Source organism: Fibrella arboris (assembly GCF_041321095.1).
Lineage (GTDB): Bacteria > Bacteroidota > Bacteroidia > Cytophagales > Spirosomataceae > Fibrella > Fibrella arboris.
Genome location: NZ_JBGGWE010000020.1, coordinates 1 through 24,597 on the forward strand (window position 1 = coordinate 1; position 24,597 = coordinate 24,597).

The window sequence follows — 24,597 nt, forward strand, 5'->3', positions numbered from 1 at the left end:
TTCGGGGTAGCGTGTACAGAGAAAAATAGCTCTGTGCACGCTACCCCGAAACGGCGGACCGCTCTGGGTTTTATCCTTATTTTTGTGAACGAAATACAATGACACTATGAAACAGGCACTACTCACGTTTATGTTGGGCTGCTTATTATCGGCCGTTGCCGCCAATGCAGTAGCGCAGCAGGTCATGTTACAGGGATTTTACTGGGATTTTCCCAAGCCACCCCAGGGACGTACCTGGGCCGACACGCTTCGGCTGAAATCGGCCGCCCTGTCGCAGGCGGGCTTTACGCATGTCTGGTATCCGCCTTTCGCCGGCAACGGAGCCTACAGCGGCGGCTACGACCCCCGCGATCTGTATATCGGCACCGATAACACCGTGACCAATGCCGGCACGAAATGGCAGCTCAAAGCAATGGTTGATGAAATAACCGCGCAGGGCATGACACCCGTAGCCGATATGGTGTATAATCACCGCGATGGCGGTGCGCCAGAAAGTAACCCGGCTGTGAAAGACTACATGACCACCTACGTCAGCGGTAACAGCGCCTCCTGCGGATTTAAACGCCCGTTCCCGTCAGACCGGGTGCAGATGGTACTGCCCATTGGCGGCGCTACCGGACTGGGCGCAGGTACGTACACAATCCAGATGCGGTCGAAGGGGAATATCTTCAACGGGTCGCAATATATGTTTTACGCCACGACGAACGTCGTTGGCGGATCGCGCTGGTCGCCGGCGAACAGCAATGTAGTTGACCTGACCACCGATCCGGCTGATCCGTATAGCCTTGAGCTGGGCCGAAATTACCTGACCAAAATCAACAGCAATGGCGACGTAGATACCTACACAGTTGTGCTGGCGGCCAACCAGTTTACAGCTGGCGGCGACCGGATTTTTTTGCAGGCTATCAACTACAATTCCGAATACTCCGATCACCTGCCTATCAGTATCACGTACGATTCAGATGGGGCTGGCCCTATTGCGCCAATTGAACTGGCCAATTACCTCGACCCGTTTGGGGCGGGCTATAAGCTCGATTTCCAGACCTATACTGACTTCACGGCCATGCCCAGCGGACAGGGCGCACTGAACTGGGATGGCTTTCGGCCGAATTTCGATGGGAGCAGCGCGGCGGGCTGGTCGCAGACAACGTGCTTAGGGCCAGAGTATTCGATGCAGAGCCTCGATTATTTCTACGATTACGACCACAACCGGCCAAGTACCCGCACCGCCCTCGTCGACTGGACGGCGTGGGCCTATGATTACTTACAGTCGAAGGGATTGCGGTTAGACGCCGTGAAGCATTTCGAGCCCGAGTTCGTGGCCCATATGATTCAACAGATGATGGCGCGGGGAAAAACGCCGAACCTGTTGGTGGGGGAATGGTATGCCGAGAACCTCGACGAAATGAAAGGCTGGGTAGATGCCGTGCAGGCCAGTTTAGCCACAAAAGGCGTGACGAACTTCAACGTGAAGGTATTTGATTTCTCATTGCGGGCGGCGCTGAAAGGCGCGTTGGATCGTGACGAAAGTCCCCGACAGGTGATTTTTACGGGGCTGAAAAACGGGAAAGGGATGAGCGGCTTCAACATCGTTACGTTTCTGAATAACCATGATTTTCGCGAAGAAGGCAACGTGAGCTACAACAGTGCCCTGGTCAATAAAAACCGGAACCTGGCCTATGCCTATCTGCTGACAAACAACCAGTTGGGTGTGCCACTGGTGTTCTATCCCGACTACTACGGGTACCCGGCGCCTAATACGGTATATAACGGCAATACGGTCGGCTACGGCTGGCACCCCGCGCTGGCGGCCGATCGGGCCGGGCATAAAACCGAGATCGACCGGTTGCTTCAGGTGCTGAAAACATACATCAACGGCTCGCAGAGTGTAGCCTACCTGAACCACTACGGCGGGTTGGGCAACGGCCCAGGTTCACCAACGAACTTCCTCAACGGATCAGACTACACGAAACTGCTGCTCTACCAACTTAGCGGCACAGGCGCGGCGGGCGGCAAAGACATAATCGTTGCTATTAATTTTGGTAACAGCCGCATGCAGGTCGATCATGCCATTGCCATTCAGAACGGGATTGCGCAGGGCACTACATTCACGGATATCCTGGGTAACTCGGCATTCCCGACGGCGGTTGTCGACGGCAACAACCGGATCTACATCGATCTGCCCGCCAAAAGCTATTCGGTCTGGGTACGTGGCAGTAACCCGGTCATTGCCCTGCCGGTGACGCTGGTGACCTTCCGGGCCAAAGCGGGCCTCGATAAGGTGCAGTTAAGCTGGCGGGCCTCCGACGAAACAAAGTTTAAAGCCTATACCGTGCAACGCAGCCCTGACGCCCGCACATTTACGGATCGGCAAACGGTGTTGCCAAAAGGTACTGCCAACGGCCCCGCCGACTATACGGCCGACGATGCATGGGCTGGCGACGCCAGTCGCCAGCGTTCAGGTACGTTCTATTATCGATTGAAGATGACCGATCTGGATGGCTCAACTACCTATTCAAAGACCGAGGCCGTCACTATTGATCCGCAGGCACTCTACCTGACCGTAATGCCCAATCCAGTTCGTGATACCGTTCACGGCGACATAAGCACCCCCGACGACGCAACCATTGACCTAACCCTGACTGACGCGGCTGGTCGGGCCGTTCGTCGCCAGAACCTGTCGGCCAGAAAAGGGGCAAACACGTTCGACATACCTGTAAATGCTTTGCCCGCCGGAACGTACCTACTCCGCGCGTCTGATGGTGTTCATCAGGTAACCGAGCGGGTATTGGTACAATAGTTAGTTGCCTTGTAAGGCAGGTTGCTGTCTGGTCGCGTTGCTGACGTTTAGGCGAAGGGACAAGCGTCAGCAGCACCACGAGACAGCAACCCAATGCGAGAGCAATAGCACTACAATTTCCCGACGAACTGGTCCAGAAAGGCTTTGCCGAAGGCGGAAGCGCGCAGGTCTTTCTGAAGCCTCGGGTTCGTTCTGAAGAAATCGAACTTGGCGTAGAACGGGCGGCTGAGGTCCTGCGAATTAGCCAGGATAATGAACGTCAGCTCCTTTTCCGGGACCTTCACCAGCAGCGACGAATTACCGGTCCACCAGCCCGTGTGCCAGAGTAGCTTAACGCCTTTTTGGTGTTGCACGAACCAGCCGAGGCCATAAGGCAGCGTTTTACCTTTGGGCGAGACCGTAGCCGTGAATAGGCGGTCCCAGGTGTCGGGCCTGAGAAATAGCCGGTCATCGATGGCGTTTGAGTATAGGACCAGGTCGGCCACGCACGACATTAAGCCCGCCGATGGGCCAAAATAGGTGGGGTACGTTACCGAAACGAGTTGGTCGTTTTGCCAGTCATACGGTTTGGCAACCCGCTTGGCGAAAGCTTCCCGGTTGTAGCCCATCAGGGCAAAATCAACGGTATCGGCCAAATTAGGGGCGGTGTGTTGCAACTGAAGCGGTAGAAGGATATTCCTGACCAGCAGTTGCCCGAAGGTTTGCCCCGATGCCTGCTCAATGACCTGTTTCAGCTGGCCGTACATAGCGCCATTGTACATAAAGCTGTAGCCCGGCTTGTAGCCGTTTAGCGCATTGCCCTGGGCCGTATGGGTGAGCAGATGCCGCACGGTGATGCGTGGATCGTTGCCCCAGCGAGCCCCCAGGTTAATGCCGTATTTCGTTACCGGATCGTCCAGGCTCACTGTACCCGCGTCAACCAGTTGCATCAGAATAAGGGCCCCGAAGGTCTTGGTGACCGACGCCAGGTGATACACCGTGTGTTCATCCGGCACCACTTTGTTGGCCATATCGGCGTAGCCCAGCCCCTTGTGCCAGACCAGTTTCCGGCCATGCACAACGCCTACAGACAGCGATGGAATGTGATACCGCTGACGGAGCAAATCCAGTTTGGCCGCAAAGGCTGCTGTATCTGACAGGTCCAGCGTTTGGTTGGCGACCTGTGCCCTGGCCATCAGGGTAATGGCCAGCATAAGCGAGGTGGTGAGCACCCGGATCCGCAGTTTCATCGTGTCTGTTGAATAAGTTCGTTTACACGGCTACGTTGCGAGTCGGTGTGATTCAGGATGTCAGTGATTGGGATGGGCACGGTGTAGTCGGGCATAGTGCCGCGCCCTTTCCGCGTTGGCTCTGGTACGGCGTTGCGGTAATATACCAGCGGTGTAGTGACCTGTATGCCAGACTTGGGCAGTTCGAGGGTGATAAAACTGCTGCCATTCCCCCCTTCGTAAGCGCCCCCCGATTCTTCGCCAACAAATATGCCTACATTGTTTGCGTGAGCAACAGCCAGAAACTCGGAGGCAGTTGATGCGCTACTGCCATTCATCAATATGTACACGCGGCCTTTGAAGCGATTTGGCTTGGCCGCATACCGCATCGGTTCACGCGTATCGCTACCCTGTTTCAAGGTAAACGTGCCATCACTTTCACGAATCAATTCCTGCTTCACATGCCTGCGGTCAGCGTCTGACAGATCCGAAAACTGCAGAAACTCGGTGCTGTCTGTCACGCTGTGCTGGCGGGCGTAATAGGGAACGGCCGTATCTGTTTTCATCAGGTACGTAAATAGCTCGATACCCTGACTGTCCCACCCACCCGCGTTACCACGCAAATCAATGATCAGGTTCTTAGCCCCTTTTTTCGCGATTTTCGCCATGCTTTTGTCCATAAATTGTCTGAAAACCGTGATTGCCTGATCACCATTACTGACTCCTTCTCCGCCAAAACCATCGAGTCGCAGGAAGGCCGTCTGCTCAATGTCGTTCGGGAAGGAGAGCCGCCACGGATGTTTGGCCTTTTTGCGAACGTGCCATGCCACCATCTGTTTGTTGACGGGGTTCTGCCTCATCGTTTTCAACGTGGTGGCAAACGGCTGCGCAGGAGCGCTGACGTGTACCGTATCGCCGGCCAGGCTGCTGAACGTAAAGGCAAACGTACCGGGCTGATCGATGAACCAGTAGTAAAACAGGGCAAATAATTCCCCTTTAAGCGTCGCCATTCTCGCCGATTCTATGTAGCCATCGGCCCAGTAATACCGGTAAAGCCGTTGCCGAATCGACTCCAGCGACTGCCCGTTGATCGCAATCAGTTCAAATCCGGGGTGAATTGTCTGGTCGCTGGTACCATTCAGCAATACGTAGCTTCGCTGGCTGGCCGGAAACAGATAAAAGGGTATTGTTTTCAGCGTACCATTGAACTGCTCACGCCAGTTTTTGCTGGGTAGCGCATGGGTGTGGGCGCAACGAATCTCGCCAATGAGTTCGGCTACTATGCCAAAGAAGGTGTAAAACGGCAGTGGCTGTGTCAGGGTACGGTCGATGCTATCCAGTTTGGCCTGCATAACGGTTCTGGGTACGTAGCGGTACAGGCCGGGGTGTGTCTCTTCGAGCAGGCGGCGAAAGTAGCGGAAATCAGCTTGCATATCGGCCGGTTGCAGCACGCGTGTCAGCAGCGTATCGGTCGAGAGCGTTTGCTGAGCGGCCGACCTGAGTGGACTCAGCGCCAGCAGAACGGGGAAGACCCAGAGCAGTGATTTCATAGCGCGGTGATTTTTGCACGAAACAGCGCATAATCACCGTCTGCGTCTGCTCAAATCCTGATTTGAGCGGAATTTTTACGTTGCTGGCTCATGTATTCTGTCGGCGAAAGGGCGGTCATCTGTTTGAATACACGCTGAAAGGTAGCCTGCGAATTGAACCCGCAGTTGAACGCAATACCGGTTAGTGTCAGGTGGTTGCTGGCGGACGTAGTTAGCTGGTACTTCACGGCCTCGACTCTGTAGCGATTCACGAAGCTGTTGAAATTGGTCTGTAACTGCTGATTCAGCACCGCCGAAATCAGCTTTGGTGATACCTGAAGGTGCCTGCTCACTTTATCGACCGTGAGTTCGGGGTTCAGGAAAAGCTGGTCTGTTTCCATTGCCCTGTTTAAAGCACGAACTACCTCCGCAACCAATTCAGCAGGCAGGTCGGCGTTTGCTGGTTTGGTCGTGACCAATTCGCTCTCGGACCGGTTTCGCAGATAGCCACGCAGGCCCAGCCAGTAAATAAGGATGGCTACAGGAATGTAAATCGGATACCAGCCCAGTTGGTCGAGCAGTGGCCCCCGCCATCCCGGAACGATGTAGGGCACCATAAACAGGAACCAGAGCGTTTGGAAGGCGCCAAAAATAGTGATGAACTGACCCAGCCAGCGCCGGCTCTGACCTGCATCGGAACCGGCTACGGGTGCTGGTAGTCTGGCCAGCAATCGCTTCGTTAGTACCAGATAAGCCGTGACAGCCAGCCAGCGGGGGATGTCGACATAGGTGTTGTATGCCTGCATGAGGTGCCCCCAGGCGGGTCCGTCTTGCTGCTCGAAAAAGCCCAGCAGCCGACCGGTCAGAAAAACCCAGCCCATGAGTGGCGCCACCCAATCCAGCACCACCGGATAAAAATGCCGCCATTCAGTATTGCCCAGCCGAAACGCCGGATCGAGCACTGATTTGGTGTAGAAGTAGAGGAGTGGCCCGATGGGCATAGCCATAAACATCGGTAGCAGGTCGATGGCCAGACTCACCCAACGATTCATCACTGGAATGCCCACCGCCAGACTCATAAGTGCCAGCAAGCCAATCAGTGCGCCCAGCAACCGGTTTGATAGGCGATTGCCCCTCCGGCTGGTCCAGAGCAACGTACCCAGAATGAAGCCTTGCAAAGAACCAAGCAGCAGAATGATGTCCAGCGGGGCGATGGTCATAACGGATGGTCGACTCGGCGGCCGTGTTCGTCAAACGTTGGCCATTTTACAAATTTTAGGCATTGGTCACAACCCGGATGCTGTTTTTTGCGGTGTCGGCTTTTTCGCGAAGGGCTTCCAGCGATGAATCCAGGATGGTGATGTGACCCATTTTGCGGCCGGGACGCGTCTGCGCTTTACCGTAGAAGAACGGTGATACGCCCGGCATCGCCAGCAACGTACCCAGCCCTTCGTAATGCGCCGGACCCGTATGGCCGGGTTCACCCAGCAGGTTGACCATGGCGGCGGGGCCGTGGGCGGTGGTGTCGCCCAGCGGCAGGTTCAGGATGGCCCGCCAGTGCTGCTCGAACTGCGACGTGCGGTTGGCCCGGATGGTATGGTGGCCGCTGTTGTGGGGCCGCGGGGCTACTTCATTGATCAGCACGTTGCCCTGCTTATCCAGAAATAGCTCAACGGCCAGCAGGCCCACGATGCTATAAGCGTTGGCTACTTGCCGGGCAATGGTCTGTGCCTGCGCTTCTACTTCGGCAGTAATATCGGCGGGCGCAAACAGGTACTCGACCAGGTTCAGTTCAGGATGAAAGACCATCTCCACTGTCGGGAAGGTACGCACCTCGCCGCTGGCGTTGCGGGCCACGATCACAGCCAGCTCTTTCTCGAAATCAACGGCTTTTTCCAGCACGCCCGGCGCATCGAAGGCTTTGTTGGCATCGGCGGGGGCAGCGATTCGCTGTACGCCCCGTCCGTCATACCCGTCGCGGCCCAGTTTATGGAAAGCGGGCAGCAGATCGGGCTGTTCGGCCACGAGTCGGGCCACGTCGGCGCGGGTCTCGGTCAGTACAAAGTCGGCGGTGGGGAGGTTGTGGTCGCGGTAAAACTGTTTCTGGGTACGTTTATCCTGAATCTGCCGAATCACGGATGGCTGCGGATACACGCGTTTCCCCTCCCGTTCCAGGGCTTCCAGCGCGTCGACGTTCACCTTTTCGATCTCGATCGTCAGCACATCGACGTTCTGCCCGAACTGGTAAACGGTGTCGTAATCCGTTAGCGAGCCGACCGTAAATTGCGTGCAAAGGTCCTTGCAGGATGCCTGCGGATCAGGGTCGAGGCAGTGAATGACGAGGTTCCAGTCGATGCCCGCCTGAATAAGCATCAAGCCCAACTGCCCCCCGCCGAGGATACCGATTTTTGTCATAATAAACAGAGTTTCAAGTCTCAGGTTTCAGGTGTCAAGCGGAGCACCGCAGCGGCGGACCGCTTGACACCTGAAACCTGAGACTTGAAACTATTTCAAATTATCAATATTAAAGTGCAGCCCCCGGTTGTCGCGGCGGGCCATAGCGGCTTTGATGACCAGATAAGCCACCTCGATCATGTTGCGAAGTTCGGTGATCGGCACCGATACTTTCGACTGTCGGTATAACTCTTCGTGCTCGATGTGGAGGAGTTCCAGCCGGTCCATCGCCCGCTTCAGGCGGCGGTTGGAACGCACAATACCTACGTAGTTCGACATGATGGCCTCCAGCTCGCGTTTGATCTCCGTCACCAGTACCAGTTCCTCAGGATGTGTGGTGCCGCTATCGTTCCAGGCCGGAATGCCTTCCTGAATAGTCGTCTGCTCAAATTCCTCGATCGATTTCAGGAACGCCCGGTGGCCAAACACGATGGCTTCGAGCAGGGAGTTAGACGCCAGCCGGTTGGCCCCGTGCAGGCCCGTGCAGGCGCACTCGCCCACGGCGTAGAGGTGGTGGATATTCGTGCGCCCAAACTCGTCGACCCGCACGCCGCCGCACATGTAATGCTGGGCAGGCACAACGGGAATGAAGTCTTTTCGGATATCGATGCCGAGCTTGTCTTTGCAGTAGGCCGTGATGTTCGGGAAATGCTCGATAAACTTCTCGTAATCGCAGTGGGTCACGTCGATGTACACGTGCTGCGAGCCGGATTTTTTCATCTCCGAGTCAATGGCGCGGGCTACAATATCGCGCGGAGCCAGCGACAGGCGGGGGTCGTAATGCTCCATGAAGGTCTCACCCTTCACGTTTTTCAGAATGCCGCCAAAGCCGCGCACCGCTTCAGAAATCAGGAAATTGGGTTTCTTGCCCGGTTCATACAGCGCCGTGGGGTGGAACTGGATAAACTCCATATCCTTACAAATTCCTTTCGACCGGTAGGTCATTGCAATGCCGTCGCCAGTGGCAATGATCGGGTTGGTCGTGTTGGCATACACCTGCCCGATGCCCCCCGTAGCCACCATGGTCGTGCGGGCCAGAAACCGGTCGACCTGCCCCGTGTTGGTGTCGAGCACATAGGCGCCGAAGCATTCGTTGTTGCTGTCGTAGCGGTGAACGGTTTCGCCGAGGTGGTGGCGGGTGATGAGGTCAACGGCGAAGTAGTGCGTGAAGATCTCGATGCTCGGGTACTGCTTCACGGCGTCGAGCAGGGCGCGTTCGATTTCGGCACCGGTCACATCTTTGAAGTGCAGGATCCGGAAGTCGGAGTGGCCGCCTTCCTTGGCCAGATCATAATCGCCATCGTCTTCCTTGTCGAAGCGGGTGCCGTAGTCGATCAATTCCTGAATCCGTTCGGGGGCTTCGCGCACCACGATCTCCACAATATGGCGATCGCTCAGAAAATCGCCGGCCACCATCGTATCGTCGATGTGCTTCTCGAATGTATCGTCTTTCGACCACACGCCCGCAATGCCACCCTGCGCGTATTTGGTGTTGGTTTCGTCGGCCTGCACTTTCGTGATCACACCGATACGGATAGGTTGGCTCAACTCATCATAATGACGGGCCAGTTTGGTGGCGTAACTAAGCCCCGCAATGCCGGAGCCGATAATAAGGTAGTCGAATTGATGGGGCATAAGGCACTAGAGTCCAGCGTTTCTTAATCGTTGTTCAATTGTTTTGTCCGTGAGCGTATCGAACTCACTTTTATCGTAAACAGCAACTAAAAAGACCTCCTCATCAATTATTTTGACACAAGTGATTATTCTGGCTCCTCCGCTTTTACCTTTTTTCTTCGCACTGATAGCAAGCCGAACTTTAAAACAATCTTTTCCAAGTGGTTCTCCCTGCTGGGGATTTTCTTCTAGCGAAGTGATAAGCGCCTCTAGATCCAGCTTGAACGAGGGATACTTTTTAACTAATTGCTTTGCATCCGGGATGATGCTTACGTTAAAGCTCATTGAGAAAGTCTCTTGCGGATTGAAGTTTCTTTTCGCCCCTTAAGTGTGCCTTTACATCCTCTGCACGACGGTCGAAGCTATCCAGAAATTCACGCTCTTTCTTTTGCTTGGGTGTTTCTTTTTCAACGGTTGCCTTGATATTCAATGTCTTGGCCAATTGTTTGATCAAGCGCATCTCCTGATCATTGTGCGGCTGTAACGTGATCTGTTGCATGACTTTTGGGAGAAAGGTCTATAAGGTTTTAAACGGGGGGACCTAGCTCTTGTAGGTCTGGTAATCATTTAGACATTTCCAGCATCCTGAGCACTGATGCTTCGGCTTTTACGCGGACGGCCTCAGGTACGTGAATTTCGGGGAGTTCATAGTACAGCGTGTTGTACAGCTTTTCGAGCGTGTTCATCTTCATGTACGGGCACTCCGAGCAGGCGCAGGTGTTATTCTCATTGGCCGGGGCCGGAATGATCTTTTTGCCCGGAACCGCCTGCCGCATCTTGTGCAGAATACCCGCTTCCGTACCTACGATAAATTCCGTTTCAGGCTGCTCGACCACATAGTTCAACAGCGCAGTAGTTGACCCTACGTAGTCGGCGTGGATCAGGATATGCTCCTGACATTCGGGGTGGGCAATGAACTTGGCGTTGGGGTATTTGGCGCGCAGGTCGTTCAGTTTTTCCAGCGAAATGTCGATGTGCACGATACAGGCCCCGTCCCACAAGACCATGTCGCGGCCCGTCTTCTTCGAGACGAAACGGCCCAGATTGGCGTCGGGGGCGAAGATGATCTTCTGATCGGCGGGTAGGCTCTGCACGATCTTCAGCGCGTTCGACGACGTGACGATGATATCAGACAGCGCCTTGATCTCGGCCGAACAGTTGATGTACGACAGCACGATATGGTCGGGGTACTGCGCCTTGAATTCGGCAAACTTGTCGGCCGGGGCAGAGTCGGCCAGGGAGCAGCCCGCGTTCATGTCGGGGATAACGACTTTCTTGTGGGGCGACAGGATCTTGGCGGTTTCGCCCATGAAATGCACGCCGCAAAAGACGATCATATCGGCTTCCGTAGCGGCGGCCTGCTGACTTAGGCCCAGGCTATCGCCTACAAAATCGGCCAGGTCCTGAATGTCTTCGTCGACGTAATAGTGGGCCAGGATAACGGCATTCTTCTCTTCCTTCATCCGCCGGATGCCGTCGATCAGTTCCTGCTTATCTTTTGGTGCCGACCGGCTAACGTACCCGATCTGGCGAACTTCCTCTTCAATAGTGAGTGGCATTGTCATAGTCTCTGACGAATGTATAATGTACAATGTATAATGACGCCTCCAGGCGGACCGTAATGGCTCTTCTGCCTAGCTTAATAACGCCCGAAGCGCCGCAACGTTTGCGGTAGTATCAAACAGGGCTTTAACGGGAATCGTGAAGCCGGGCAGCATCGTACTGCTCACCGACTGCCCGATTCGGAACCTACCCAGGGCAGCGTATTCCTCCGTGTCAGCATCGATACTAAACGGTTCAATGGTCTGGCGGGTGGGGTCAATGATCCAGTATTCAGCGATACCGTGGGCGGCGTAGTCCTCAAACTTTACCGTACGATCGTTCTTCTTCGTACTTTCTGAAAGTACTTCAACCACCAAATCGGGAGCTGGATAGTATAGCAGATCAGGTTTAATGGTTGCTGCTTTCGTAGGTCCGAAGTAACACAAATCTGGCTCATAGCTGTTGCGCGTTAATTCAACCAATGCCTTTTCGACACGAACGGCACCAAGTTCACGTTCGCTGACAAACACGTTCAGCAACGTACCCAGATGCATGACAACCTGATTGTGCTTGTCCAACGCTGGCGAATGCACAACGATTTCTCCGTTGATGAATTCCGTTTTCGTGTCTTCGTCCATCCATTCGTAGAATGCGCGACGGCGGTTCTGTTCTTCGTTCAGAATCGCCTGCACCTGTTGACTAATCCGGGGGGCCTGCGATGACTCCAGTAATTGAGCGGCTAGTTCAGTCATGGTGGTCGATTCGTTTTACTGTATAATGAACAATGTACAATGAATAATGGCTCCGCGAGGTAATGTACAGTGTACCGCATCGGCAGACCGATCCTTCATTATACAGTGTTCATTCAATACGCCTTCAAACTCAAATCCAGACTCTTCACGTGGTGCGTCAGCGCGCCCGATGAGATATAGTCGACACCGGTTTCGGCGTAGGCGCGGAGGTTGTCCATGTTGATACCACCCGACGCTTCGGTGATGACCCGCCCGTTGATGAGCCGCACCATATCGCGGAGGTCGGCGGGGGCGAAATTGTCGAGCAGCATCCGGGTGAGGTGACCAACGGCCAGCGCTTCTTCTACCTCGGCGCGGTTCCGAACTTCCACTTCGATGGGCAAACTCCGACCGGTATCGGCCAGGTATTGTACGGCCTGCTCAACGGCTTTGGTGAGGCTACCGGCATAATCGACGTGGTTGTCTTTGATCAGGATCATGTCGTATAGCCCGAACCGATGATTGACACCGCCGCCAATTTTTACGGCCATTTTCTCGCAGATGCGGAAGTTTGGCGTGGTTTTGCGGGTATCGAGCAGTTGGCAGCGCGTGCCTTCCAGCACCTGCACCATCTGCCGCGTTTGGGTAGCAATGCCGCTCATCCGTTGCATGCAGTTCAGCACGAGCCGTTCGGCCGTGAGGATGTGGCGGGCGTTGCCGGCCACCGTCAGTACAACATCACCGGGTGTGATGGGGTCACCATCGCGCATCAGCACATCGACCTGAAACGTGGGGTCTACTTCCTGAAAAATGGCCAGCGCCACCTCGACACCGGCCAGAATACCGGCTTCTTTCACCAGCAATCGGGCGCGTTTCTGTGCATCGGCAGGAATGGTACTGAGCGAGGTATGGTCGCCGTCGCCAACATCTTCGGCCAGCGCCAGGCGTATAAATTCGGGTAGTGTCATTTTATGAAGTTTCAAGTTTCAGGTTTCAAGTTTCAAGTGCTTTGCTCATCAACCAATCTGGTAATTGAGCAAAGCACTTGAAACTTGAAACCTGAAACTTGAAACTATTTTTTCCGCCAAATTACGGTTTCAGTACGACTTTAATCAATCCTTTCTCCTTTGCCTGGAGGCGGTTGAACCAGTCGGCTCCTTCGGTTAAGGGTGCTTCGGCGCTTAAAATGGCCTCGACGTTTATTTTTCCGCTCGAGATCAGGCTCAGGGCCGCTTCGTATTCGCCGTTGATCGCGCACGAACCCTGCAACCGTAGCTGCTGCGTGACGATAGCCTGCAATGGGATTTCGATTGTCGGGCTTAGGTTACCCACCAGTGTAATGGTGGCTCCTTTGCGAACGCAGGCGATGGCGGTTTGTACGGTTGGTGCAATGCCCACGACTTCAAACGCCACATCGGCACCGCGCCCGTGAGTGAGTGCCTGCACTTGCCCAGGTACGTTGTCGGAGTCGGCGCGGAAGGCATGAGTGGCCCCAAGTTGCTGCGCCAGGGCCAGCCGGTCATCGTCGAGGTCGATGGCGATGATCTGTCCGCAACCGGCCAGTTTCAGGGCCTGAATCACAAACAGCCCGATCATACCCGCCCCCACTACCACCGCTGAATCATTGACCTGAATAGGGGTCAGACTCAACGCGTGCAGGGCTACAGCCACGGGCTCCACCAGCGCGGCCTGAGTGAAACCAACGCCGTCGGGAATGGCATAGAGAATATGCTGCGGCACCGTGACGAACTCGGCAAACGCCCCATTCCGGTGAAATTGGGGGGTCGACACGCCCACGACTTCGCGGCCGTCAGACAGGTTGTACAGGCCCCGGCGGCTATACCAGTCATCGAGTTTATACACCGTCGAGTCGAAGGTGACGCGGTCGCCTACGGCCCAGTCGCGCACGTCGTCACCGATCTCAGCAATGATACCGGAGGCTTCGTGCCCCATCACGATGGGCGGAATGCGGCGGCCGGTGCTGCCATCCATGCCGTGCACGTCAGAGCCGCAGATGCCTACCGCCTGCACCCGAATCAGCACGTCGGTGGGGCCGGGTTTGGGGCTAGCTACGTCCTGTAATTCAAAATGGTTGTATTCGGTTAAAACGAGCGCTTTCATGGAACAAAGAGTGAAAGATAAAGCGAAAGCAACGCATGCGCGAAGCCGCGATTATATAACCATAAACCGGATTGGTTTGGCTTTTACCCTCGCTGATAAATTCGGGAGAAGGCCTCCGTAGGTACCTGATCGAACGTACCTGATAGCAGATGCGGGTTTAATTCGTAAGTGGTCACGTTGGGCTGCTCATCGGGCGATTCGCCAAAGAGGTCGCGCTCCATCGGGGCCGTATACTGCTTTTTCGTCCAGACAAGGCGTTGATCGGGTGTTTTACCCCAGGCGCGGTTATCGCCCAGCACGAGCTGAATCTTCCGCCAGTCGTCGTAGAAATATTCCTGCAACAGGGGGATAATTTTGTCGCGGAAGGTGGTGCAAAGGTCAGCGTGCGTCTCGATGCCCATCAGGTACGCATGGCCGATGAAGTGGTCGCGGTCGAAAAGGTATTCGATGCGCTCGTTCATCACTTTCAGCAACGTACCTAGCTCAATGCCGTCAACGTGGCCGAATAGGTCGTACTGCGGACCCATTTCCTGAAACGAAAAGCGGCGACGCAGGGCCACATCGAGCAGGGCAATACTGCGGTCGGCCGTGTTCATGGTGCCCAGCACATACAGGTTAGCCGGAACACCGAAGCGGTCCTGCGAGTAGGGGAGGGTCAGCCAGAGTTCGTCGGGTGCACCGAGGCGTTTGCTGGGTTCGAGCAGCGAGATCAGGTCGCCGAGTACCTTCGCCACGTTAGCCCGGTTTATCTCGTCGATCAGCAGCACGTGGGCGGGGGCGTTGGCTAGTTGGCGCTGCCGCCGGTCGGGCTGGTCGTTCAGGCAGTCGGCCATGGTGGCGTAACCGGCTTTCTGAATGGCTGCCATACAGGCCCGGTAAAAAATACCCTTTCTGATTTTGTAGCTCACCTGATTGCCCAGCACTTCAGGCCGAATACCTTCCACAAACTCTTCATAGCCATACGACGGGTGAAACGTCACCACATCATGATCGAAGGCGTGCATGAGCTGGCGGGCGCGGTAGGTTTTTCCTGTACCGGGTGGGCCGTACAGGATCAGGTTCGTCGGGAAATCGGGCCGGGCCGGTACATACGCTACTGCCGCTTCGGCAACATGGCTCGCGTTGTCGTCGTGAAGACGCCCATAGGCGAGGTCCGGGTTTTCGGCTACCCGGAGCAGATCAGTCAGAAACCCTTCATTTTCGGCGGCGGCATACATATCAGCATTATGCCGGGCCACATGCGGCCCGCGTTTGGCGGTTTCCACCAGTTCGAGCAGGCAGTCTTCCCAACAGCGGCGTAGGGTCTGGTTGTACAGCAAATGCGCGTTGCTGTGCCCAACAATCACGGAGATGTAATCCGCTTTTTCGGTGATCGGGGCAAAATCGACTTCGGTCAGTGATTTTAGCGTCTCCTGTGCATCGCGTTTGACGGTGAGCCAGTATTCGGCCTCGCCAGTGCGTGGCTTATACAGGCGCAGGGCGAGAAAGAAGTTAACATCGGCCGAAATGGCTTTGCGGTCTTTTCGCACCGAAAACGACAGACGGGGATCACCGTTGGGTAGGTTAACAATGTCGATCAGCTCTTTCAGCAGCCCGAAAAAGCGCCGTACGGCTTCGGGCTGGCCAATATCGCGAATACGATCAATCAGAATTTGGGACGGTTGTTCAGCAATCATGCCATACTAAGATACGCAGTTTCAGGCGAATCCTGCGTGTTTGCTGGTAACAAAACGGATCAGCCGGTAGATTCTCCTGCTCTTTCTGGCGGCAAGGAAGCAGGTGACAGAAACGGCAGCCTGCCGTGTCGGGTTGTTGGCTTCATGATCTCATAACGAACATCGTTAGTTCGCTAATCCGGCTACCTGTATTTTGCGTAGTATTCAATGTCTCTACGCAGCACTACCACACTATGCCGTTTCGTCTACCTATTCTTTTGGTGCTGGTCATGTTGCCAGGCGCAGTGCTGGGGCAATCGGTCGACAGTGTGTTCCGCGCTGGCCAAATTCGAGGTGTTGCCGAGGTGGGGTATCTGACCAGCAGCAGGGCACAGACGCCGTTCTGGCTTCGAACCAACCAATACGGCATAGTGCCGCTGGGCGGTTCGGCAGGTACGTTGCGGGCCACCATTTTTCGCGATTATCGGGCCAACTCAGCACTAGCTTCCACGTCGGGCGGAAAATCATCGCGGTTCGACTGGGGCTTCGGACTGGCCGTTGTGGGCAATACCGGGCCGGACGATCTGGTAAATGCCAATCTCAACGATGCCCGGCAGGTGCTATGGCCCGAGGTGTTCGCCAAGGTGCGGCTCGGGCAGTTCGAGCTGTTTGCCGGTCGGCGGCGGGAAGTGTACGGGCTGGGCGACACCACGCTGACGTCGGGTTTTGTGGCCTGGTCGGGCAATGCGCTACCCTTTCCGAAGGTTCAGTTGCACACGCCCGGTTTCGTGCCGGTGAAGTGGCTGCGCAACTCGGTGGCGTTCCGGGCGGGCTATGCGCATGGCTGGTTTACACAACCCAACATTCAGGGAGCCATGCTGCACCAGAAATACCTGTATCTCCGGTTCGGAAAGCCAACCGCCAAACTGACGTTCACAACCGGTCTGAACCATCAGGCGCAGTGGGGCGGCCAGGCCGATTACCTGCGCAATACAATCTATTCGGTTGATGGCCAGTTGCCAAATACGCTTCAGGACTATGTAGCGGTGGTGCTGGCCCGTTACCCCGATGCGTTCGCCAATAATCGCTTTACGGAGTTCGATGGCACCAATCGGGTGGGGAATCACGTGGGTAGCATCGATTTTGCGTTCGGCTGGAACGGGGCGCAGCATAGCTGGCAACTGTACCATCAGCACATCTACGAAGATGCGTCGGGCATTGCCTTACAGAACATACCCGACGGATTGACCGGCCTGCGCTGGCTCAGCCGGAAGCCCGGCTCAGGTACGTTCCGCCTCAGGCGGGTGGTGGTTGAGTGGCTGACCACGACCGATCAGTCGGGCGATACCTTCGATTTTAGCCGGCAGTTTCAGGGGCGTGACAACTATTTCAATCACGGGCAGTATGTGCAGGGGTGGAGTTATCAGGGCCGCACCATCGGTACCCCGTTCATTGCGCCCCGAACCACCTTTACCCAGGTCGTAAACGCGAATCAGGGTGGGGGTTTTTTCCCAAATAACCGGCTCGTGATGTGGTACGCCGGGGCTGAGGCACTGGTTGGGAAAACGATCTTGCTGACAACCCGGCTGGCCTGGAGCCGCAATTTTGGCGGGTATGATCAGCCGTTTACGCCCGCCTACCAACAGGTGTCGGCCATGCTGGCGGGGCAGGGAAAGGTGCCCCGATTACCAAACGTATGGCTTACCGCCTCGCTGGCGCTGGATAGGGGCGAGCTGTACCCTGATGGGGTAGGCGGTTTTGTCAGCCTGCAAAAGCGGTGGTAGCCGGATAGCCAGCCTACACGGCCGATAGGCTCACAATTTGCCGGTATGCATAGCCTTACCTGACCGTTAGCTCGGTTGTTTAATTTTATTTTAATCTGATACATCCAGTTGGCTGAGTATGTCGTATGCATGACAGTCGGTACTCTACCGAGCGGCATTTTCATATAGACTCAAACTCAACCGCTATGTTTTTCAATCGCTTACCCATCAAATCGTTTGTGGCGGGCCTGGCCCTGCTCGTCACCGTGACCAGTTGCGACCACCGCACGGAGCCCAATCCGGCTACGCTGCCCGACCAGATCGTTTATGCCTTGAACAGCTCGAATCAGCTGCTTCAACTGAACATCAGAAGCTCGAACACCCCCATTGCCACAACAACCATTACCGGCGTAGACACACCGAACGGCGAACGGATCGTCTCGATCGATTTCCGGCCTGCTACGGGTCAGCTATATGGCGTAAGCAACATGAGCCGCGTGTTCGTGATCAACACCATGACCGCCGTAGCTCGACCGCTGACGACCACCGCATTCTCGCCCGCCATTTCGGGGGCAATCGTGTCCATTGATTTCAACCCAACCGTCGACCGTATCCGGCTGGTGACCAACACCGGCCAGGATCTTCGGCTGCACCCCGAAACAGGGGCCGTGGTGGCTACCGACGGAGCCATTAACGGTGTGGCGGGCGCTGCGGTAGCGGGTGTTGCCTACACCAATAACGTGGCTGGGGCAACTGCTACCACGCTCTATGACATCGACCCGGCAACTGATCGGCTGTACATTCAGAACCCACCCAACAACGGCACACTGACCGACGTGGGTCCACTTGGCCTGAACATCACCGATGCCGTTGGCTTCGATATTTCATCGACCGACAACACGCAGGGGCTGGCCGCCGTGACCTTCAACGGCGCCTCAGAATTACAGCAGATCAACCTCACAACGGGCCGGTTGCAGAAACTGGGTAACCTGCCCGGCGCAATCATTGGGCTGGCCATTCCCACCTCGCCCGTTGCCTACGCTATCGACGGTGGTACGAACAACCTGCTCATCTTCAACCCCCTGAATCCGGCCACTGTCACGACCAAGACGCTGACAGGCTTACAGGCGGGCGAAACAATTCTGGGTATGGATTCGCGGCCGGTGAATGGCCAACTGTTCATGCTGGGTAGCACCAGCCGCCTGTATGTAGTGGGCGTCAACAACACAAACGCCTGGACTGCCACACAGGTGGGAACGGCCGGGGCCTTCACGCTGTCGGGTACTGATTTCGGCTTCGATTTTAACCCAACGGTCGACCGCATCCGGGTTATCAGCAATACGGGCCAGAATCTGCGTCTAAATCCAAACGACGGCACCTTGACGGCTACAGACGGCGCGATCACCTTCGCACCGGCTTCGGGAACGCCGAACGTATCGGCAGGTGCCTACACGAACAACTTCGCGGGGGCAGCGACGACCACATTATACGATATTGATGTCCGGGCTGGCGGGGCTGTGCTGTTTGCGCAAAACCCGCCGAACAACGGCGTTCTGGTGAATGTTGGCCCGCTGGGTGTCGATGTGGAAAGCACCAATGGGTTCGATATTGGCGGAACAACGAATGCGGCCTATGCACTATTACGCTCGGCTGGCGTTACAAAGGTCTATTTAATCAACCTGACAACGGGCGCCGCAACAGCGGGCGCGGCTATACCAGGCAACCCGGCTCCACGCGGCTTCACGCTGGGCCTGGGTTTTTAGGAGTCAGTCAGCGTACCTGAAAGCTAACCGGCCATCGCCGACCTTGATCAAGGTCGGCGATGGCCGGTTTTGTACGTGCTCAGGAAAGACGTGGTGTGTTCACCAGGGTAGACTCGTTGCGGTAAATGATATAGAACAGCAGCGGAGCCACGCCCACAAGAAGACAGCCCAGTAGTAAGGCAATCATTGTCGCCACGGAGATACGCCTCTGTCGCATGTCTTTCACCGCCCAGATCATACACAGCAGAAAAAATACGGACAGGTCAACAAAGGTGATCAGTAAAAACCAGTCCGATGCGATCGTGCTTACCACCTCGTTTATAGTATGGCCTGAAGTCAGCCAACGGAACAGGCCAAACAGGTAAAAGGCCAGTAGAAGAAGGGCCACCAGGCTGGCAACAGTCTTTTTCATAAAGGTTTAGCAGAAGAAATAACGGATCAGGTGGTTTTGAGTACCTGTTCAACAGCCAGCGAACTCATGGCGAAGATGGTATACTGCGGGTTGACCGTCAGGCTGGTTGGGAAGCAGGAAGCATCAGCGACGAACACGTTATCATACCCATCAACCTGAAAATGCTCGTTCAGCACCCGCTTCGACTTTAGGTCTGATTTTGGTCCGGCCATCAGGTTACCGCCCTGGGGGTGCGCGGTTCCCATATACAGTTCAGCCATCTGAAGCGGAAAGCTGTTAAGCAGCGTCGTGAATTTGTCGATCGCTTGTCTGTTCAGCGGAATTTCCAGGCCCGGTTTTGTCGGCAGCATCACCCGCTTCGCATGGGCATGGTACCCAAGCTCAACCAACGTACCCAGCGCGTAACGAATGCGCTCACAATCTGTACGGCCCAGTTGCCAGTCGAACGCCTGCCCGTTCAGGATGTCTGCTTTTCGGTGTACCACGCCCCCGGCCTCAGACCCGATCAGTGCGCCGAAATTGAGCAAATGCCTGTATCGGTCCATGATAGATGCCCGGCGGTCGAAGAAGAAAGGGACAGACGATAAAGCGAACGTGGCGGGCGGATTGAAGTAGGTTTCAAACGCGGCCCTGCCCTGCGGGTCAATAGCGGCGAGGGTTATCTGATCACCATCATAGGCATGCAGCTCATCATCGAAATCGAAGGTGAGCGGAAACGCAAAATTGCAGCTTAATTGCCTGCCAATGTTGGGATTGGGTACGTCGCTACGCATCAGAAAATGACTAGAGGCCACCACGCCCCCGGCCACAATGACCCCCTTCCGAACGTTGATGGTCGACAACGCTCCGTTGTTCGACCGCAGCACCACCCCGGTTGCTTTTCGGGCTTGCGACGAGGTGAACCGTACGGCCGTATAGGTCGACAGAAACTTTACCCCCTTCGCTTCGGCCCACGGAATGTATGTTTCGAGCATCGACCGTTTCCGCATCGACTTGTTGCCCAGGTTCCAGTTTCCGTCGCCCAGCGTGTTGAGTTGGTTGACGCTCACCGGCAGGTGTTCGAGCAACCGGTCTCCGGGCGGTACCCCCTGATTATAGGCCGCAACAGCCTGCCTGAATTTGGTACCCACCCGCTGATTAACGCCCTTGGCGTCGAGTGGTTTTATGCTCAGTTCGTCAGCTATCCGTTGGTATTCAGCATCCAGCTTTGTCAGGTCGATATCGTAGGTCTGTGCCCACTCACGTCTTACGGAAGCAGGCATCTGAAAGCAAACACCATTGTTGACTACCGTTGACCCCCCAAGGCATTCTCCCTGAAGGATCGACATGGACGCTTTTCTGGTTTGTTGCAACCCCCCTTCTTTGTAGACCTTTGCCATCATGTCCATTTCGTTGTCAGTGAAATCCTGAAGGGGCTGTAGCCGTCGGCCGCGCTCAATGACTACAATCTGCGACGGGTCGGCTACCTGACAGGCCAGCCGGTAAGCAGCCGTAGCCCCCCCGGCCCCGGAGCCAACAATCAGGTAATCCACTTCGTCCGGCAAGTCGGGTTCCGCTACGGGGGTCGTTATCCGGGGCGCAACCAGTGTTTTGGCCGCCTCATGATCGGTAGCAACTGGCTTGAAGTTCAGGGCATCAGTGTGGTTTGCGGGTAAGTCAGCAATGGCCTTGAACGGGGGCTCATACGCTGCCAGATCGCCTTGCAACCGGTCGCGTGCCCCCGTTGGAACGAAGCCCACCGTTGCCCGTTGGTTCAGTTCCGAGTAGTTGCCGAAGGTGATAATGGAGTTCAGCGTTGTGCCGATGCCGTAAGCCATCTCTGCCAGACCGGGCATCATCGACCGCTGACGGGCTACCTGATTGCGCAGGAAATACGTGCTTAAATAGTACCGCCTCTCTTCGCGGCTCATGGTCGAAAACGACGGATGGAATCCATAAACGACACTCAACCCATTTTCGAACAGGCCAAAAGGAAGATTCAGCAGCCCTCTTTTGCGACCCTGAAGGGTGCCCGCATAGCGATCTATGGCGTGCAGTATGGCCGATCGTTGCTTTTCGTTCGTCGCAAACAAGGTATCGCTCAGGGCCAGGATGTTCAGCGCCGCCGACGGACTCACCGTATTCACCGAATAGTCTATCCTGACGTACATCCGGCGGAACTGAATCAGCAGCGTAGCCAGCCCGATATGGATACCGCCGGCGAGCATGAAATACCAGTCGACCAGCACGTTGCCACCTTGTTTGGTCTGGATCGTGACATCGCCAAACAGGTCGCCGAGCGTAATCCAAAGCAGCGCTACCAGACCACCAAACAGGAGCGGTACAACCAGGCTGTTGAAAAAATAGGGCCTCAGGTCGGTTCGCTTGCTTAATAAGAACGAGATGAAACTTAACGTACCTGCCAGCGTGAGCGTGTTGCCCAGCATCGGGTCGGGACTGCCAAATACCGCAGCTATCCCGCTGGTGCCATCACCGAGCAAGCGGATACAGAGCACCCCTGCACTGTAGAGTAGAAAAACAGCCGTCAGCGTCCTGAACAGGTAAACCGTGAGCGTAAGGGGTACCGAAAAATGGATGGGGAACGCCTGATCTTCATCGGAGACGTACCTGTCTTTTTTCGACTGGCTGATGATCAGGCCAAAAAGGATCATCATGGCCCCATCGGCCAGGGCGGAGGTCAGCAGAAAATCCCGGTTTGTGGCCTCCAGCGAATCAACGTAGTAGAAGACAAGCGAATAGATCGTGGATACCGCGTGGCCAATCAACAGGGCCAGGCAGGCATGGTAGCGCAGTTTCGGGTTGTAGGCTCCCAGGAAGCCCAGCATCGTCATCAGGGCAATCTTAAAGAAGGTATTGATCGCCAGAGCGGGGTTTTGGTACGTCATCGCAACCAGATCCTGCGCTGCCTGTGGCCACGAAGAATAGCCGAGCAAGCCCAGCAACAGTAGGCCGAGGTAGGCCAGATAGGCGAACCCCAGCAGGCGTAATACCCAAAAAGCAAAGCCACGCGATGCCGGTTTGGCAACGGCCTCCGCCGACCATTCTTTGTTGAACAGGGCTTCATACTCCTGTTGTGATGGTTTCATGGGGTAGGCCATCTTCCGAAAAAGAACGGCAGCCAGCAGCCGGGCCAGATAAAGCCCTATGGTGCCGAACAGAAGCCCATCGGCTGCCATCGCCAGCGTTCCTTTAATGAGCGGCGATGTTACCCACGATATAGGCGACGGGTCGGGATAAATCCATAATGCCTTGTCAACGGGGCAGCCGGCACATCGGTAGTGCGACTGTGTGTAATAATCAAGGGCGATCCAGGGAATAAACACGACGAGAAACGGAATCAGAGAGCTGGATTTACGGGAACCGGTGATGAGCGGCGAGAAGATGAAGAGATTGATCAGCACCTCGAAAAACATCGTGTAGAACGGAGGGAGCGTGCGCCCAAACAGCCTGATGCCGTGAAATTCACACATACGTGTCTCGGTAATCAGGTAGAGCCAGCCAATGGTAAGGAACAGGTTGACTACCATCAACGGTACCTGTTTCAGAAAACCACTGGCTTTGTCGATCGGGTCTGGCGCGGTATAGCCGTGAAGGTTAATAAAGGGGATCATGCAGTTGCTGGAGAAGGGTGTGGTGTGTATCAGGCTACGGCATCCTGCCAGTTTTTGCCGTCGACTGGTGCAAGTGGCGCGTGTGGCTCTACGGTAATTTCGCCCGTACTGATGCCGGTCAACGGGTCAACGGTCCAGCGCTCGGTGAGCAGGCAGCGAGTTTCGTCGTAGGCGGCTATTTCTAAAACCCGATTGTCGAGCGTCAGCAACACATAGCCATTGTGGCCCAGTTTCGTATGGCCAACCGTTAGCCGTTTCCGGTCGTCAACCGCCACCAGCGCCGGAAAGCCGCGTTGGCTGGGGTCTGTCTGGAAGCCCTTCGACGTGAGCTCTACCGGGGTGCCACCATGGCCGATGCACCGGCCGTAGATTGTGAGGTTACCCTCCTGAATGGCCTGGTAGAGCGCCAGTTTATGTTCGTGCCCCCACAACCAGATCACTTGTTTCTTCTCGCCAAACAAAGCGGCCAATTGGGCAGCCGGTTTCTGGTATTCTGTCTCTTTACGAAAGGCAGAAACAAACTGGTGATGGGTTAAGACCACAATACCACGCTTGTCGGTTGGGTCGCCAAGTTTCACCACATCGCGTAGCCAGTCGATCAGTACAGGGTCGAAGCCGCATTTCGGAGCGCCAAACGGAAGAAATTCGATAATGGGTATACCCACTGAGTGGTAGCCCGTATCCAGGCCGAGAATTCGCCAGTGATCATTTTGAAGGCAAAAAAAGCCGGTCTCCTGCCCCAGGTACGTTCCGTTTTCGTTGGTAACGCCCAGGCTGGGAAGCAGACACTCGAAAAAAGCCTCGCCGCGGGCATACATCTCATGGTTACCCAGCACCGCAAAACTGCCCGATTTGCCACGTACCCAGGGCGAACCGGCAGCCAGAAAATTAGTCTGTATCTCGGGCGGTGCACCCACGAAATACGTGTCGCCAACATGAATCGTATAGTCAGGGTCATGGTGGTTCATGGCCCGGGCAATGGCGTGCGATTCTTTGGTATCAGTAGCCCAGTCGCTGGTGATCGCCAGCCGGGAGGGGGCCGTCGTGGGAAGCGTATACAGGCCCGTGTTGGTGCCCGTATAAACCGGGTAGTGGGCTTTTTTGCCAAACCGGCTCTTCACGTAATGATACAGCCACGGCCAGAGTGTGGTGGTCAGGAAATCACCGATCGAATGGCTCGGCTTTTTGGTCGACTCTGTTTTGTAATGACTGACCAATTCCCAGCGTGCTGGTAGCACTGTTTTGTCGGATAGGTAATCGGTTGCGTCCCGTTTAGGGGGCGTAGGCGGCGCCTGATCAGGTGTGTAGGCCATGGATAAATTGGATGTAGGATG

At 55.6% G+C, this 24,597-nt stretch carries 18 protein-coding genes; 3 read left to right on the forward strand and 15 right to left on the reverse strand.

Features of this window, described 5'->3' with window-relative positions; all coding sequences use genetic code 11:
* Positions 1–106 precede the first annotated feature (106 nt).
* Positions 107–2,800, forward strand: a complete 2,694-nt coding sequence (locus tag ACAW75_RS24325; RefSeq protein WP_370731387.1) for an alpha-amylase domain-containing protein — start codon at positions 107–109, stop codon at positions 2,798–2,800.
* 110 nt (positions 2,801–2,910) lie between these two features.
* Here ACAW75_RS24325 and ACAW75_RS24330 read toward each other — a convergent pair whose 3' ends face one another.
* The 12 genes from ACAW75_RS24330 to ACAW75_RS24385 form a co-directional block, all read right to left on the reverse strand.
* Positions 2,911–4,029, reverse strand: a complete 1,119-nt coding sequence (locus tag ACAW75_RS24330) for a serine hydrolase domain-containing protein (RefSeq protein WP_370731388.1) — start codon at positions 4,027–4,029, stop codon at positions 2,911–2,913.
* Complete coding sequence (locus ACAW75_RS24335) at positions 4,026–5,558, reverse strand: S41 family peptidase (protein WP_370731389.1); 1,533 nt, start codon at positions 5,556–5,558, stop codon at positions 4,026–4,028. The genes ACAW75_RS24330 and ACAW75_RS24335 overlap by 4 nt, the downstream gene beginning before the upstream one ends.
* 50 nt (positions 5,559–5,608) lie before the next feature.
* A complete protein-coding gene (locus tag ACAW75_RS24340) occupies positions 5,609–6,757 on the reverse strand; it encodes a helix-turn-helix domain-containing protein (RefSeq protein WP_370731390.1) in 1,149 nt (382 codons plus the stop codon).
* A gap of 55 nt (positions 6,758–6,812) precedes the next feature.
* Positions 6,813–7,952: a 5-(carboxyamino)imidazole ribonucleotide synthase gene (locus ACAW75_RS24345; RefSeq protein ID WP_370731391.1), complete on the reverse strand. Its 1,140-nt coding sequence runs from the start codon at positions 7,950–7,952 to the stop codon at positions 6,813–6,815.
* A 90-nt stretch (positions 7,953–8,042) separates the two neighbouring features.
* A complete protein-coding gene (gene nadB / locus ACAW75_RS24350; protein WP_370731392.1) occupies positions 8,043–9,626 on the reverse strand; it encodes an L-aspartate oxidase in 1,584 nt (527 codons plus the stop codon).
* 6 nt (positions 9,627–9,632) lie between these two features.
* Entirely contained in the window at positions 9,633–9,950 is a 318-nt protein-coding gene (locus ACAW75_RS24355; RefSeq protein ID WP_370731393.1) for a hypothetical protein, read from the reverse strand.
* Positions 9,940–10,164 (reverse strand): hypothetical protein, encoded by a 225-nt coding sequence (locus tag ACAW75_RS24360; protein ID WP_370731394.1) that lies wholly within the window; start codon positions 10,162–10,164, stop codon positions 9,940–9,942. The genes ACAW75_RS24355 and ACAW75_RS24360 overlap by 11 nt, the downstream gene beginning before the upstream one ends.
* A 64-nt stretch (positions 10,165–10,228) precedes the next feature.
* Complete coding sequence (gene nadA / locus ACAW75_RS24365) at positions 10,229–11,230, reverse strand: quinolinate synthase NadA (RefSeq protein WP_370731395.1); 1,002 nt, start codon at positions 11,228–11,230, stop codon at positions 10,229–10,231.
* Between the two features lie 69 nt (positions 11,231–11,299).
* The gene (locus tag ACAW75_RS24370; RefSeq protein WP_370731396.1) at positions 11,300–11,959 is read right to left on the reverse strand and encodes a Uma2 family endonuclease; all 660 of its coding nucleotides are present in this window, start codon (positions 11,957–11,959) and stop codon (positions 11,300–11,302) included.
* A gap of 113 nt (positions 11,960–12,072) precedes the next feature.
* Complete coding sequence (gene nadC / locus ACAW75_RS24375; protein ID WP_370731397.1) at positions 12,073–12,906, reverse strand: carboxylating nicotinate-nucleotide diphosphorylase; 834 nt, start codon at positions 12,904–12,906, stop codon at positions 12,073–12,075.
* A 121-nt stretch (positions 12,907–13,027) separates the two neighbouring features.
* Complete coding sequence (locus tag ACAW75_RS24380; protein WP_370731398.1) at positions 13,028–14,059, reverse strand: galactitol-1-phosphate 5-dehydrogenase; 1,032 nt, start codon at positions 14,057–14,059, stop codon at positions 13,028–13,030.
* 83 nt (positions 14,060–14,142) lie between these two features.
* Positions 14,143–15,735, reverse strand: a complete 1,593-nt coding sequence (locus tag ACAW75_RS24385; protein WP_370731399.1) for an McrB family protein — start codon at positions 15,733–15,735, stop codon at positions 14,143–14,145.
* 233 nt (positions 15,736–15,968) lie between these two features.
* On the opposite strand from ACAW75_RS24385, the gene ACAW75_RS24390 reads away from it, so the two are divergent.
* Both ACAW75_RS24390 and ACAW75_RS24395 read left to right on the forward strand, forming a co-directional pair.
* Positions 15,969–17,498, forward strand: coding sequence for a capsule assembly Wzi family protein (locus ACAW75_RS24390; RefSeq protein WP_370731400.1), 1,530 nt, complete (start codon positions 15,969–15,971; stop codon positions 17,496–17,498).
* Between the two features lie 185 nt (positions 17,499–17,683).
* A complete protein-coding gene (locus ACAW75_RS24395; protein WP_370731401.1) occupies positions 17,684–19,240 on the forward strand; it encodes a DUF4394 domain-containing protein in 1,557 nt (518 codons plus the stop codon).
* Positions 19,241–19,319: 79 nt separating this feature from the next.
* Here the strand turns inward: ACAW75_RS24395 and ACAW75_RS24400 are convergent, their stop codons facing one another.
* From ACAW75_RS24400 to ACAW75_RS24410, 3 genes are read right to left on the reverse strand one after another with little or no spacing between them, the layout of a single operon-like run.
* Positions 19,320–19,652 carry a hypothetical protein gene (locus ACAW75_RS24400; protein WP_370731402.1) on the reverse strand — a complete coding sequence of 111 codons (333 nt, stop codon included), beginning with the start codon at positions 19,650–19,652 and terminating at the stop codon, positions 19,320–19,322.
* Between the two features lie 26 nt (positions 19,653–19,678).
* Positions 19,679–23,263 carry a GMC family oxidoreductase N-terminal domain-containing protein gene (locus ACAW75_RS24405; RefSeq protein ID WP_370731403.1) on the reverse strand — a complete coding sequence of 1,195 codons (3,585 nt, stop codon included), beginning with the start codon at positions 23,261–23,263 and terminating at the stop codon, positions 19,679–19,681.
* 29 nt (positions 23,264–23,292) lie between these two features.
* On the reverse strand, positions 23,293–24,576 hold the full coding sequence (locus ACAW75_RS24410) for a metallophosphoesterase family protein (protein WP_370731404.1): 1,284 nt from the start codon (positions 24,574–24,576) through the stop codon (positions 23,293–23,295).
* Positions 24,577–24,597: the final 21 nt, after the last annotated feature.